The organism is Verrucomicrobiia bacterium (assembly GCA_035765895.1).
Taxonomy (GTDB): Bacteria; Verrucomicrobiota; Verrucomicrobiia; order Limisphaerales; family DSYF01; genus DSYF01.
The window spans coordinates 1-13249 of sequence record DASTWL010000078.1 but is presented as its reverse complement, the minus strand read 5'-3'; the positions used below and the strand labels follow the sequence as shown (position 1 = coordinate 13249).

Here is a 13249-nt window from a genome sequence, read left to right as displayed (position 1 = left end):
CTGCCTTGGACCGTCCCGGCGTCAGGCTAAATCTGCACGCCGAACAGTCGCTGGTGCTCCATGATCGCGTAGCGGTCCGTCATGCCGGCCAGGTAATCGCACACCGCACGGTGCACGCCGTCCTTGCGGATGCGCTTGCGGCTCAGTGCGCCGATTTGCTCCGGGTGTTCGAGGAAGTGGTTGAACAACTGCTCCAGCATCCGCACGGCGCGCACGTTCGGCTGGTGCACGACGGGGTTGTAGTAAAGGTTTTTATAAAGATACTCGCGCAATTCCAGGTTTTGCTTGCGGCGCGTGGGGCTGTGCTGGACGAGCGGGCTGGACTGGAGCCGGACTTCGTCCGCACTCTGGACGCCCGCATCGGCCAGGCGTTCCTCGGTGGTTTCCACCACGTCCTTCACCTGCAGATCAATGATGCAACGGATCGTGAAGTAGCGCCGGCTCTCGGCTGCCAGCGGGCCGTGTTCCTTGGCCACCATGCGGGCGGCAACATTCCAAAGATGAACATCCCGGCGCAGGGCTTTTTCGTCCAGCAATCCGGAATCGATGCCGTCGTCCAGGTCGTGACTGTAGTAAGTGATTTCGTCGGCGAGATTGGCGACCTGCGCCTCCAGCGAGGAGGACTTTGCGTCAAAGCCCTTGCGCTTGCTCGGGTGGTCGTAGGCGGTGTAGTGCTTCACCAGGCCTTCGCGGACTTCCCACGTGAGATTCAGGCCCGGGAAGCCGGGGTATTTTTGCTCCAGTTCCTCCACGAGGCGCAGGCTTTGGCGGTTGTGTTCAAAGCCGCCGTGGCCCTTCATCAGTTTGGCCAGCACCGTTTCGCCCTTGTGACCGAAAGGGGAATGCCCCAGGTCGTGGGCAAGCGCGATGGTCTCGCACAAATCCTCGTTGAGCCGCAGCGCCCGGGCGATGTTCCGTGAGATGGCCGCCACTTCGATGGTGTGGGTGAGCCGCGTGCGCAGATGATCGCCGCTGCCATTCAGGAAGACCTGCGTCTTGTATTCCAGCCGGCGAAAAGCCCTGGAGTGGATGACGCGATCACGATCGCGCTGGTAATGCGTGCGCCACTCGGGCGGGTCTTCCTTGTATTTGCGCCCGCGCGTATTGGCGCTGAATTGTGCGTAAGGCGCCAGAATGAGGCGCTCCTGTTCTTCCAGCTCGGTGCGGGTGCGGGGCATGGGGTCAAGCGGCCAGAACTTCCTGGGCGGACAGGCCGCGCAGTTCAAACAAACGACGGATGACGTCTTCGATGAGATTGTTGGGGCAGGACGCGCCGGCGGTGACGCCGATGGTGACCGGGCCCTTGGGCAGCCAGCCGCGGGATTCGACCTCCTTGGTGTGGTGCAGGTTGTAATGCACGATGACGTCGTCCGAAATCATTTTGCTGGCATTCTTGATGAAATAGGTCGGCAGCTTGGCTTCACCCATTTCCGCCAGGTGCGAGGTGTTGGAGGAATTGTAGCCGCCAATGACAAGCAGCAGGTCGAGCGGATCGTTCAGCAGCTTTTGCAGCGCGTCCTGACGCTCCTGCGTGGCGCCGCAGATCGTGTCGAAGAAGCGGAAGTGCTGGTCGATTTCGGCTGCTCCGTAACGGCGCACCATGGCCGCCCGCAACCGGCGTTGCACCTCCTCGGTTTCGCCGCGCAGCATGGTGGTCTGATTCGCCACGCCGATGGCGTTGAGATGAACATCGGGATCGAATCCTTGTGAACAGGCCCCTTCAAATTTTTTCAGGAAGGCCGCCTTGTCACCGCCGTGCTCAATGTAGTCGCAAACGTAATCCGTTTCCGCCAGCGTAAACACCACCAGATAGTGACCGCCGTTGCCGGGGTTGGCCTGCGAACTGGTGGCCTTGGTTTCTTCGTGCCAGGCCTTGCCGTGAATGATGCTGGTGACCTTGTCCCGGGAATACTGCCGGACGCGCTTCCACACGCTCATGACGTCGCCGCACGTGGTGTCCACGAAGCGGCAGCCTTTGGCCTCGAGCAGCTTGCGGGTGGACACCTCCGTGCCAAAGGCGGGAATGATCACCACATCGTCCTTCTTGAGATCATTGATGTCGGCATCCTTGTCCTTGCCGGAGAGGAATTTGATGCCCATGGCGCGGATCTGGTCGTTCACCTCGGGGTTGTGAATGATCTCGCCAAGGATGTAGAGCGGCTGATCGGGAAACACCTTGCGGGCGGCGTAGGCCAGGTCGATGGCCCGCTCGACGCCGTAACAGAAACCAAATTCCTTGGCGAGTTTGATGGTCAGTTCGCCGGCGCGAATTTGATGGCCGCTGGCGCGGACGCGTTCGACGATTTCGCTGCGGTAATGTTGTTCGACCTGCGCCTGAACCGTTTCCATGACGTCGGGGCGGCGCAGGTTGATTTTTTGGGCGGCGGGAGCTTCAACTGCCATACGCGCCCAATCTATCATGCACGGGCGCAGCGTCGAGCCGAAAGCCGGACGGCCGGGGCCAGATTGCCATTGCAATGCCGGGCGCGTTCCCCTAGCTAGGCGCGTGCTTCGCAGGCCGTCCAACACTGCCATTGCCGCCGCCATCGTCTTTGCCGTGATTCTTTGGGGCGGGAACAATGCCGGAACCAAGTATCTGGTTTCGCATCCCGTCTCGCCCTGGCCGCCCCTCTGGACCGGCGGAACGCGCTTCCTGTGTGCCGGCCTGGTGATGGAGGCGCTGCTGCGGTGGACACGATGGTTTGGCGTGGCGCATCCCGTGGACGTCGGGTTGCGGCGCCGCTTGTGGTGGCGCGGCGGCCTGAGTTTGGCGGCCTACATCATGGCGTTTAACTGGGCCCTGCGTTTCACATCCGCCTCACACGTGGCGCTTTATCTGGGCGCGGCACCGGTCTGGGCGCTGTTGTGGGAGGGCCGGCCGGTCGATGCGCGCATTGCCGGGCAACGTTATGGCGCGGCGTTGCTGGCGCTGACGGGCGTGTTGGTGCTGCTCTGGCCCGCCTTGGGCAACAGCGGTTTTCATTTGCTGGGCGAAGTGCTGGGCATCAGCAGCAGCGTGCTCTGGACGAACTACGGCCGGCAGTGCCGCACGTTGACGCAAGGGTTGAGTGGCGCGGAAGTCTCGGCCAAAACCATGTGGCGCGCGGGGCTGTTGCTCACGCTGGCGGGCGCGGGCGAAATCGGCGTGCGCGGCTGGCATCCCACGGGCTGGCAACTGGGCGTGCAGGGCTACTGCGTGCTGGCGGGCGGCGTGGCGGCGTTCGGGATTTGGAACATGGCGTTGCGCCGGTGGCCGACCAGCAAGGTGTATTTGTTCAATAATTTGATTCCGCTCAGCACCATGACCTGGGCGCATTTCACCCTCGGCGAAAAAGTCACTCCTACCTTCTGGCTGGCGATCCTGTTGATTGGAACGGGCGTGGTGCTGGGGCAGACGCGGTTCCGCCATGAACCGGCCGGCGGACGTGGATGAGTTCAATTCACGGACCGGATTAAACACGCCCATTGTATTTTCGGCCAAACTCCCGCATCGTTTCGCCTCATGGAAGTGAATCAAGATTTGGACGAGCTGATGACGTGCCGGCTGGACAGCATCCGCAAGGTGGTGGAGCCCTGCACCATCGTCATCTTTGGCGCCAGCGGTGATCTGACGTCCCGCAAACTCATCCCTGCGCTTTACCATTTGTTCAAGGACAAGCAACTGCCGCCCGAATTCCGCATCGTGGGCTTTGCGCGCCGCGACAAGACCGACGATTCCTGGCGCCAGGAACTGCGGATGGCGCTGGACAGTTTTTCCCGCACCAAGCCCGTGGACGACGCGGTGTGGACGGCCTTCGCCGCGAATGTTCACTATTGCCGGGGCGACATCGCGGACGCGGCGGCGTATGCCAAGCTTTCCCAAGTCATATCCGCCTTTCCCAAGCCGCAGCTGCGGGGGAATCTGCTGTTTTACCTCGCGACGTCGCCGAGCCAGTTCAGCATCGTCGCCGAGCAGCTCCACAACGCCAAATTGTTGCATCGCGGAGGGAACGAAGGCTGGCAACGCCTGGTGGTGGAGAAACCGTTCGGGCACGACCTCGCCTCGGCCAGCGCCCTGAACCACGAACTGACCAAGTTTGCCTCGGAACAGCAGGTCTTCCGCATCGACCACTATCTGGGCAAGGAGACGGTGCAGAACATCCTCACCTTCCGCTTTTCCAATTCCATCTTCGAGCGCGTCTGGCATCGCGACGCGGTGGACCACGTGCAGATTACCGTCAGCGAAAAACTGGGCGTCGGCTCCCGCGGAGGCTACTACGAGGAGGCGGGTGCGTTGCGTGACATGGTGCAGAACCACCTGCTGCAGGTCTTTTCGCTGGTGACGATGGAGCCGCCGGTTTCGCTGGATGCCGAACCGATTCGCGACGAAAAGGTGAAGCTCTTGTCCTCCGTCCGCCGCATGGTGCCGGAGCAGGTGGCGCGGATGGTGGTGCGCGGTCAATACACCGCGGGCAGCGTCGGCGGGGAGGCGATCAAGTCCTACCGCGAGGAAGAAAAAGTCAATCCGCACTCCAACGTGGAAACCTTCGTGGCGTTAAAGTTGTTCGTGGACAACTGGCGCTGGTCAGGCGTGCCGTTTTATCTGCGCACCGGCAAGGCACTGCCCATCAGCGCCAGCGAAGTGCGCGTGCAGTTCCGGCAAACTCCCAACGTGCTGTTCGCGGCCCAATGCGGTCCGCGGCTGGACGCCAACGCGTTGACGTTGCGGTTGCAACCGAACGAGGGCATTTCCCTGCGCTTCAACGGCAAGGTGCCGGGCGTTGGCTACGGACTGCGGCCGGTGCGCATGCATTTCAGCTACGATGCGGAGTTTGGTGCCTACACCCCGGAAGCCTACGAACGTCTGCTGCTGGACGCGGTGAGTGGTGACGCCACGTTGTTCATCCGCCGCGATGAAGTGGAACAGGCCTGGCAGATTGTGGATTCCATCCGTGCCGGTTGGAACGGCATCGGGCTGGACGATCGCGAATTTTATCCGGCCGGCAGTTGGGGACCGCAACTGGCTCATGAACTTCTGGCCCGCTCCGGCCACGCCTGGCGCGAGCCACAGCCGCTCAAGTAATTCGATGGGACAGGTCGAAGTCAGTCATTTCGCGGACGATGCCGCGCTGGCCAAAGCAGCGGCCGGCGCGTGGTTGGAACAGCTCGCGGCGGCCCGCGCCGCAGGCCGAAAGCATTTGGTTGCCCTTTCCGGCGGGCGCATTGCCCGGGCGTTTTATGCCGCAGCCGTGGCGACGGCTCACCAGCAAAACCTCACGTTCGACGGGACGGAATTTTTTTGGGCCGATGAACGATGTGTTCCGCCCGACGACGCGGAAAGCAATTACTTGCTGGCGCGCGAACACTTGTTCCGCCCGGCGGCCGTGCCGGCCAAGGCGATCCACCGAATCCAAGGGGAACTGGATCCCCTGGTCGCCGCCGAACGGGCCACGGCTGAACTGCGTCGGGTCGCCGGCTTGCCTGCGCCGCAAATGCCGGGTTTGGATTTGATCTTGCTGGGCATGGGCGAAGACGGCCATGTCGCGTCGTTATTTCCGGGCGACCTGTCGACAGAAGTCGACAACGTTTCCGTCTTTCGGGCCGTGTTCAATTCGCCCAAACCTCCACCGTCCCGGATCACGATGAGTCACGGTTTGATTGCGGCGGCCCGCGAAGTCTGGGTATTGGTTGCGGGCGCCGGCAAGCAAGCAGCGCTGGCACAATCGATTGCTACGACGGGGCAAACGCCGCTGGCGAAGGTGATTCAGGGGCGCGGCCGAACGAAAATCTTCACTGATATCTCTCTGGCTTGACCCTCAGAGCGCCCAAGCCGTTCTGCCTCTGCCAACTGGGTCCAGTTTTTTGACAATTCATGGCTTCGAGTCCACTTTGCGAGCAGTTCTGTCAGCGAAAAAACGCTGCGGTTTTGAGGCTCTTTGACGAATGTGAGAAAGTTTTGAACGGGCAATTGATTTGCTACGTCAATACGTCAGATGTTTGAAATTTCGCTGTTCGTTTAGGGTTGGCAGAGAGGTTTTGCTCGTAATGCGGTTCGAACAGCGACCCCCAAGTTGGCCGCATTACCCTTCTGAGCGCCGGGACGACGGCGTATAAACCTCATCGTCACCGAGGGCCGGATGCAAATCCGGCCCTCTGCCTTTTTCCCTCTGGTGTTTTCTGGCCGGGTATGTTTTGGAAATCCCGTTTGCCACCCATGGCAGGGGCGTTTAACCTGCGCGGCCATGAAACACGTTCTCGACTTCGAGAAGCCGATTGTTGAACTGCAAAACAAACTCAACGAACTCAAGGCGCATCCGGAAAAGCACGCCATCGGAATCGAATTTGAGGAGGAAATCGCGCTCATCCAGAGCAAGATCGAGGAAACGCGGAAACAAATTTTTACCAATCTCACGCCCTGGCAGCGCGTTCAACTGGCACGCCATCCCAAGCGTCCCTTCGCGCTCGATTACATCAACACCGCATTCACCGACTTTCATGAGCTGCATGGCGACCGCCGGTTTGCCGATGACCGCGCCGTGGTGGGCGGATTTGCCAAAATTGCCGACCAGCGGGTCATGGTCATCGGCACGCAAAAAGGTCGAGACACGAAGGAGAACATCCTGCGGAACTTCGGCTCCGCGCATCCGGAAGGGTATCGCAAGGCGCTGCGCTTGATGCAAATGGCCGACAAATTCGGTCTGCCCATCATTTCCCTCATCGACACGGCCGGCGCGTATCCTGGCATCGGCGCCGAAGAACGGCACATTGCTGAGGCCATCGCGGTGAATTTGCGGGAAATGACGCTGCTGGAAGTCCCGATCATCGCCGTCGTCATCGGCGAAGGCGGCTCTGGCGGCGCTTTGGGCATTGGTGTGGCCAACCGGGTGTTGATCCTCCAGAACGCCTACTATTCTGTCATCAGCCCCGAAGGCTGTGCGGCGATCCTGTGGAAGGACCGCACGGCGGCGGCAAAAGCCGCGGAGGCGTTGCGCATCACCGCCAACGACCTGCTGGAATTGGGACTGGTGGATGGCATCATTCCCGAGCCGTTGGGCGGTGCTCATACCGATCCGAAGACAACGGCCGCCAATCTCAAGGAACAGGTGCTGAAGCATTTGGCTGAAGTCGCGCGGATGAGCGTGGCTGATCGTTTGAAGGATCGCTACGCCAAGTTCCGGGCTTTTGGACATTTTCAGGAACCGGAACGTCCCGCCAAGGCCAGCTTGGCGGCGGTGTGACCCTTCTTCCAAACCATGCTTTATCCGCTCAAGTTCACTCCCATTTTCAAGGAGCGTGTCTGGGGAGCGCGCAATCTTGAACGTCTTTACCGCAAGCCACTCCCGGCCGGGGTGCCCATCGGCGAATCGTGGGAAATCACGGACCGGCCGGGCGACGTGAGTGTCATCGTCAACGGCCCGCTGGCCGGACGCGATTTGCGATGGCTGATGGAACACCACGTCCGCGAACTGCTCGGCGAAGCGCGGGCACTGAACGGCCGGTTCCCGCTGTTGGTTAAAATTCTCGACGCCAAGGACACGCTTTCCCTGCAAGTGCATCCACCGTCAGCCAAGGCAGCCGAACTGAAAGGCGATCCCAAGACCGAGATGTGGTTTATCACCGAAGCGCAACCCGACGCGGCGCTTTTTGTTGGCCTGCGGAAAGGGGTCACGCGGAGTGATTTTGAGCGGAAGATCGCGGACGGCACGGTGGCTGAATGTTTTCACCGGCACAACGTCCGGGCGGGCGACGCGATGTTCCTGCCCAGCGGGCGTGTTCACGCCATCGGCGCGGGCAATGTTATCTTCGAAATCCAGCAGAACTCGGACACGACGTATCGGGTTTTTGACTGGAACCGGGTCGGGCTGGATGGCCGGCCGCGCGAACTGCATGTGCCGCAGTCGCTGGCGAGCATTGACTTTGCAGACTTTGAACCGCCGCTGGCACCGCGTGACGCCGTCAAAGCTGGCGATGCGAGCATCCGGGCGCTCGCCGGGTGTTCCCTGTTCAAGGTTGAGCACGTGAGTCTGGAACACGCTGGTCGCACGGCGCTGCCCGCCGGCGTCATGCACATTCTCGGCATGGTCGCAGGCGAAATGACCGTGGCGTCCGCCGCCGGAAACCTGGAGTTGAAAGCCGGTGACTTTGCACTGGTTCCCGCCGCTGTCAAAGCCGAGGTTCGGTCCGGTGCGCCCGTCACGTTTTTGCGCGCCGAGGCGGGCCGTTGAAACGACCGGTTCCGTAGGGCTTGAGTTGCTCCGGCGCCTGACGCATTTTGGCTGCGCGAGATGGATTACAAGAGCGGAGGCACAATCAAACGATTCCTGCAAGGCTGGATCATCAACACCTTCGCGGTGCTGGTGGCAGCGTGTCTGCTGCCCGGGATTTCCTACAACCACGACTGGGAGGTCTTGCTGCTCGCTTCGCTCCTGCTTGGACTGCTCAATGCGTTCGTCCGCCCCTTGGTGATGCTGGTAGCGTTGCCGCTGCTGATTCTCACGTTGGGATTGTTCATGCTCGTCATCAACGCCCTCTTGCTGATGTTGGTGGGGCAGATCGTGCACGGCTTCGAAGTGGCCGGCTTTTGGTCGGCCTTCTTCGGATCGCTCATCATCAGCTTTGTCTCACTCGTGCTGAATTCATTGACCGGCACCGGTCGTTCCCGCATCCAAATCCAGCGCTTCGGCAAAAAACGCAACCCGCCGGGCCGTCATGACGATGGCGACGGCCCCGTCATCGACGTTTAAGCGCTTTGGTCGTGCTTCTGGTAGGCAACGGCCAGCGTGGGCACGCCCCGCGCGTTGAAATCCCTCTCGAAGTCTGTCTTCAATGCGAGCAAGGCCGGTGGTGTTTCGAACTTCTTGAAGCGAGAATCGCCGGCAAAAATGCGTTGCATCTGCTCAAAATAATCGGCGTCGTCCGTGCGGAGGTAAACCACGCCGCACGGCTTGAGCGCCCGCCAGGCAAGGTTCGGGAAGCGCTCGTTGATGAAGCGATGGCGACGATGTTTAAGCTTCGGCCACGGATCCGGAAAATACACATGCAACGCCTCGACCGAATGTTCAGCGAGCAAATATTCCAGGAAATAGCCGGATTCGATCCGGATGCCGCGCAGGTTGGTCAGCCCGTGCCGGCGTCCCTTGCGATCCAGCTTTTTTATGCGCCCCAGCAGGCGCTCGATGCCGATGAAATTGTGTTGTGGATTCGCTTCGGCGTAAGCGACGAGGAACGATGCGTCACCACAACCCAGCTCCACTTCGACCGGCTGCGGCTTGGCGAAAAGGGTCTTCAGTTCGATGCATTCGAGAATGCTCGGGAGTTCATGGACAAGTCCGGGCGCTGCGGTTATCGAAGACGGCTGAAACGGTGAACTCATCATTTAAAATGGGGCGCAAGCTGCCGTTAACGTGGACCTGGCGCAAGCGTTTGGTGTCGGCTTCAACGGCGGCGCTGGTGCATTCTGCGAATTTCTTGGCGCCCCTGTTTACGGAGTGGGCTGGACGCCTGTCGTCACGGTGCCCGGCACTTTCCCATGGCGGCATCCTTTCGCATTTACAGAACGGGAGAAAACTGCTCGTGGCGCAGAGGAGTCTTCGGCAAGGCACAATGTTGTCGGCGGCGAACAAGTGCTGCCTTGGGGAAGGTTCGCCCAGGCGATGGGACTCTTGTGAACACACCCGATTGCCGATCTCGGAAGCCAATTCAAATGACAGCGTGCATCCGTGTAGTCGATCGGACAGCCTGGAGCTCACCGGTGCACTCCCATGCCCGTCAGGCGGCGCTTGCGTTGCCGAATCGAATAGCATCGAAGCCGCTCGGTTGCATCTCTGAAATGTTTGTCGATCGGAGATGTTCGCGAAAAAATACACCATTAATGAAAGTATCAAACTGGAGAATGGTCGGGGCGGTGAGATTCGAACCTAAGACCGTGTTTTTCGACGGTATGCGGTCGGAGTGGTGCGGAAGGCCTATTCTATTGGTTGAAATAGCACTTTCGCCCTGTTTCGAGAACGTCTTTAGACCACCTCGAAACCATGTCCGCCGTGTGAGGATTAGTGAGGATTGCTCTCATTTCGCCACTTCTCCAGGACCGCTTCAATCCGATCATCCACGCCATTGTTGTTCGCATCAATCATACCCCGTAACTGACCGTGGCGATGTGCCAAGAACCAACCACCCACGGCAACCGCAACGCCACTCAAAATCAGCAGTTCATTGCCCACAATCATGCTTGGCAAAACCATGAGTGTCAAACCGCCGACCGTGATGGCAGCGCTCGTCGTCACGCTGCCAATGAGCAGCTTCAGCGGCGGATAGAAAATGGATGCCAGGCCGAACACGAACATGGCGACACCGACCCACACGATGCCTTTCAGGCTGGCGAGTTTCGCGCCGAGTTCGCGGGCCGTGTCTTTCTGTGCCGCACCCAACTCCGTCTTGGCCCGTGTCTCCTCGCGCTCGACAACGGGCATGGGCGCACTCACGACCACAGCCGGGGCATTCGTTGCGCCGGATTCCAGTCGCGAACCCGTCGGCACGGTATAGCTCCGTGTCCGCACCGTCTCTTGATCCTGCCGCGACACGGCCGCCGGGTTGTCGGATTGCACGACGGTTTGCTCAATGCCCTGAGTAGGTTTGCTCAGCGTTGTGGCCTTGCCGCCCTTGAGTGGTGCAGTGCCGGAACAGCCGCACAGCAGGCCAACAGATGCCATCACGGCGACATCAATCAGTGTGTGGTTCAATCGCTTCATGCTTCCTTCCTTTCCTGGAATCGCCGCAACTCGAAAGCGCACTCATTCAGCGCGGCGGTGTTGTGGTCAATGCAGACGGCGAGCTTGAGTGAAGTCTCACTTTGCTTCTCGATGATTTGCGCCAGCGCCGCGTGATGCGACTCGCGCAACTCCTTGTGATCGGCGAGGACAACTTGCAGTTGGCGCACCAGCCAATAAATCACAATGCCGCCGCCAATCAGTAGCAGCAGGAACGCGGCGAGGAACAACCAGCGGTCATTCATGCCGGCGGCATGGTCCACAGCCTTGAGAAATTCGTTGGGATTCATGTTCGTCATGGGTCAGCTACGCACGAGTCGCACTGTGCCGCCCTTGCGATTGAGCAGCGTGCCGTATTTGGAAAGCATCGCCTGGGCGACGCGCGAAATCACCGGGCGCGTGTCGCTCTTGTCGTAACCGGTCTGGGTCGTGCCGACGTTTGCATACTTGATGCCCTCACCCGCAGGCGCGGCGGTGCGATCAGCGACGATCAGTTCACGCGCCATCTCGCATGTCGCCTGAATGACCAGCTTCGGCACGACGTTGCTGGCGACCGTGCCGCCGCCCCAGCCGTCGGCGTCCGGATCGTGGCAGTTCTCACGCGGCCACTGGAGCGCTTGCGCCTCGTTCAGCTTGCCGCCGTCGAACTGGAATTGTGAATCAATCAGCCGCGTTGCCATCACGAGCGCGGCATCCTTCTTGACGGCAGTAGCAGCGGTCCACGCCGTCGCATACAAATGCCCATCGTGGTAGGCGTCGCCATCCGCCGCATTGGCGTAAGCGTTCGCGTCGCTGCGGCCCGTGCCGTCCTCTTTGATAAGTGTCAGAGCCATAAATCAAACTTGGATGTCGATGCGATACACGTTCGAGAACGGCCCGACCGTCGCGCCGTTGCGGTAACGCACCTTGAAGTCGAAAGTCGTCTCGCTGTTGGCAGCCATCGGGTAGTAGTGACTGACTTCCTCACTCGTGACCGTGTCTCGCAATTCAAACGGCCCGTTGTTGATGCTCTGCCAGATTTCGATTTGCGCGACCGGATGGCCGGCATGGTTGAAAGTCCAGTCAATGTAAACGTCCCACCAGCCCGGTTCGGTGGACTCCCATTCGGCATTGCCACCAGCGATCTCTGGCGGTGCAATCGCGTCGTCAGGCCGCACGGCATTACTGCGATGCGTTATCTCCTTGCCGGTCGAATCAACGCCAACAATGAGATAGAATTCGCTACCACCATCCGGCGCAAATTGACGGGAGTCGCCATAGTGCCAGTAGTCCTCGGTCAAAAAGAAAGAGATCCCGCCGTCAAGGCTAGTCCAGACGTTCCACTTGTAGGGATTCGCCAGATTCCAATCCCATTGCAGCAGGGTTGGATAGGCGGCTCGCAGCACCGGCGCGGGCAACAGACCATGCTGCCGCTTGCGGCGACGGCGTTGAAGCCACGTTGCCAGCCAGCGGCTACGACTCAGAAGTTGGATCGGTTTGGTCATCGCTTGTCTGCGGTTTGCCTGCCGTCGGGATGGCTTCAGCGGGCTTCGTCGCCACGGCTTTCGCCGGCTCAACATTGCCCGCGATGACCGGCGGCTTGTCGGCCACAAACAGTGGGCGACGCTTGCGCCGGATGATGGGATAAAGTGTGTTCATCGTTTTGCTCCTACCGATTGCCCTTCACCCGAGGCCACCTTCTCGTCGCGATACTTTTTCAATCCATGACCGAGGCTGGTCAGATTCGCGAATTGAACCGCTTCCTTCTCCGTCCGGCAGAGCATCAGCAACTCCACCTTGGGCGAGCCAAACTCACGTTCGACTGCGACGCCCCACGGCGCGGCAGGTGTCAGACCGTGATAGATGGCGAAGAAGCGGTTCACGGAAACACCAAGAAGCGCGAGGCATGGTTTCAGGCCATGCCCCGCGCCGTGACTCAGTTGTTGTGATCAATCGCGACGATGCGGACGTTCTTGTTCTCGAACACCCGCGTCCAGTTCGCGCCGTTCTCCAGTTCCGCATTGGTCGGGCTGTCGCCCGCCACCGCAGCCGAAGTGAACTTCACCCCGCGAGGATGCAGGATGTAGCGGCGGCGATTGATGAGCAGCGTGTCGCTGTCCAACGCCTGCCGCGCGATCTCCACGCCCTCCGTGCCGATGCCGCCCTGCAACGGCGTCGAATCCAGCGGAGCAGCGCCCTTGGCGAACGCGCCCGGACCGAACAGGTAGCTGGTGTAAACCAAGCCACTGGTCGTGCCCGCCCGCACCGGCATGGAATCGTCCACGATGACCCGGCGGCCCTGGAAGGTCGCAATCTGCGCCTTGCCTTCGCTGTCGGGAATCATGTCGATCAGGTCCAGCTTGCGCAGCGCGGCTTCCGTCGCCGAGTGCAGCGCGATGGCCGTCAGCCGGTCGCCGCGATCACCCAGTTTCACGGTCGCATCCACGAAGGTTGCGCCGTTGAGCTGCGTGGTGGACGACACACCGCCGGTCGCTTCCGCCGCGATGGACAACTTGTTGCCGGCC

16 protein-coding genes are annotated in these 13249 nt (G+C 60.6%); 6 read left to right on the top strand and 10 right to left on the bottom strand.

The window, feature by feature from the left end:
* Positions 1-26 precede the first annotated feature (26 nt).
* Entirely contained in the window at positions 27-1178 is a 1152-nt protein-coding gene (locus VFV96_15210) for a deoxyguanosinetriphosphate triphosphohydrolase (GenBank protein ID HEU5071753.1), read from the bottom strand.
* A 4-nt stretch (positions 1179-1182) separates the two neighbouring features.
* On the bottom strand, positions 1183-2403 hold the full coding sequence (locus VFV96_15205) for a 4-hydroxy-3-methylbut-2-enyl diphosphate reductase (protein ID HEU5071752.1): 1221 nt from the start codon (positions 2401-2403) through the stop codon (positions 1183-1185).
* 103 nt (positions 2404-2506) lie between these two features.
* On the opposite strand from VFV96_15205, the gene VFV96_15200 reads away from it, so the two are divergent.
* The 6 genes from VFV96_15200 to VFV96_15175 all read left to right on the top strand — a co-directional run bounded on the left by VFV96_15200 (position 2507) and on the right by VFV96_15175 (position 8723).
* Positions 2507-3433, top strand: coding sequence for a DMT family transporter (locus VFV96_15200; protein ID HEU5071751.1), 927 nt, complete (start codon positions 2507-2509; stop codon positions 3431-3433).
* Between the two features lie 69 nt (positions 3434-3502).
* Positions 3503-5062, top strand: coding sequence for a glucose-6-phosphate dehydrogenase (gene zwf, locus VFV96_15195; protein ID HEU5071750.1), 1560 nt, complete (start codon positions 3503-3505; stop codon positions 5060-5062).
* Positions 5007-5792, top strand: a complete 786-nt coding sequence (gene pgl, locus VFV96_15190; GenBank protein ID HEU5071749.1) for a 6-phosphogluconolactonase — start codon at positions 5007-5009, stop codon at positions 5790-5792. Before zwf ends, pgl begins: the two co-directional genes overlap by 56 nt.
* 429 nt (positions 5793-6221) lie before the next feature.
* Entirely contained in the window at positions 6222-7217 is a 996-nt protein-coding gene (locus tag VFV96_15185) for an acetyl-CoA carboxylase carboxyltransferase subunit alpha (GenBank protein ID HEU5071748.1), read from the top strand.
* 15 nt (positions 7218-7232) lie between these two features.
* On the top strand, positions 7233-8204 hold the full coding sequence (locus tag VFV96_15180; protein HEU5071747.1) for a type I phosphomannose isomerase catalytic subunit: 972 nt from the start codon (positions 7233-7235) through the stop codon (positions 8202-8204).
* A gap of 60 nt (positions 8205-8264) precedes the next feature.
* Positions 8265-8723, top strand: coding sequence for a phage holin family protein (locus VFV96_15175; protein HEU5071746.1), 459 nt, complete (start codon positions 8265-8267; stop codon positions 8721-8723).
* On the opposite strand, the gene trmB is transcribed toward VFV96_15175, so the two are convergent.
* The 8 genes from trmB to VFV96_15135 all read right to left on the bottom strand — a co-directional run.
* Entirely contained in the window at positions 8720-9352 is a 633-nt protein-coding gene (gene trmB, locus VFV96_15170; protein HEU5071745.1) for a tRNA (guanosine(46)-N7)-methyltransferase TrmB, read from the bottom strand. The two genes, VFV96_15175 and trmB, sit on opposite strands and share 4 nt — an antisense overlap.
* A gap of 676 nt (positions 9353-10028) precedes the next feature.
* Positions 10029-10727, bottom strand: coding sequence for a hypothetical protein (locus VFV96_15165; protein HEU5071744.1), 699 nt, complete (start codon positions 10725-10727; stop codon positions 10029-10031).
* A complete protein-coding gene (locus tag VFV96_15160; GenBank protein ID HEU5071743.1) occupies positions 10724-11035 on the bottom strand; it encodes a hypothetical protein in 312 nt (103 codons plus the stop codon). The genes VFV96_15165 and VFV96_15160 overlap by 4 nt, the downstream gene beginning before the upstream one ends.
* 12 nt (positions 11036-11047) lie before the next feature.
* Entirely contained in the window at positions 11048-11578 is a 531-nt protein-coding gene (locus tag VFV96_15155) for a DnaT-like ssDNA-binding protein (protein HEU5071742.1), read from the bottom strand.
* Between the two features lie 3 nt (positions 11579-11581).
* The gene (locus VFV96_15150) at positions 11582-12229 is read right to left on the bottom strand and encodes a hypothetical protein (GenBank protein ID HEU5071741.1); all 648 of its coding nucleotides are present in this window, start codon (positions 12227-12229) and stop codon (positions 11582-11584) included.
* Entirely contained in the window at positions 12198-12383 is a 186-nt protein-coding gene (locus tag VFV96_15145; GenBank protein HEU5071740.1) for a hypothetical protein, read from the bottom strand. The genes VFV96_15150 and VFV96_15145 overlap by 32 nt, the downstream gene beginning before the upstream one ends.
* Positions 12380-12607 (bottom strand): hypothetical protein, encoded by a 228-nt coding sequence (locus VFV96_15140; GenBank protein HEU5071739.1) that lies wholly within the window; start codon positions 12605-12607, stop codon positions 12380-12382. Before VFV96_15140 ends, VFV96_15145 begins: the two co-directional genes overlap by 4 nt.
* A 53-nt stretch (positions 12608-12660) precedes the next feature.
* Positions 12661-13249, bottom strand: a 589-nt coding sequence (locus VFV96_15135; GenBank protein HEU5071738.1) for a major capsid protein, incomplete at its 5' end; no start/stop codon positions are given.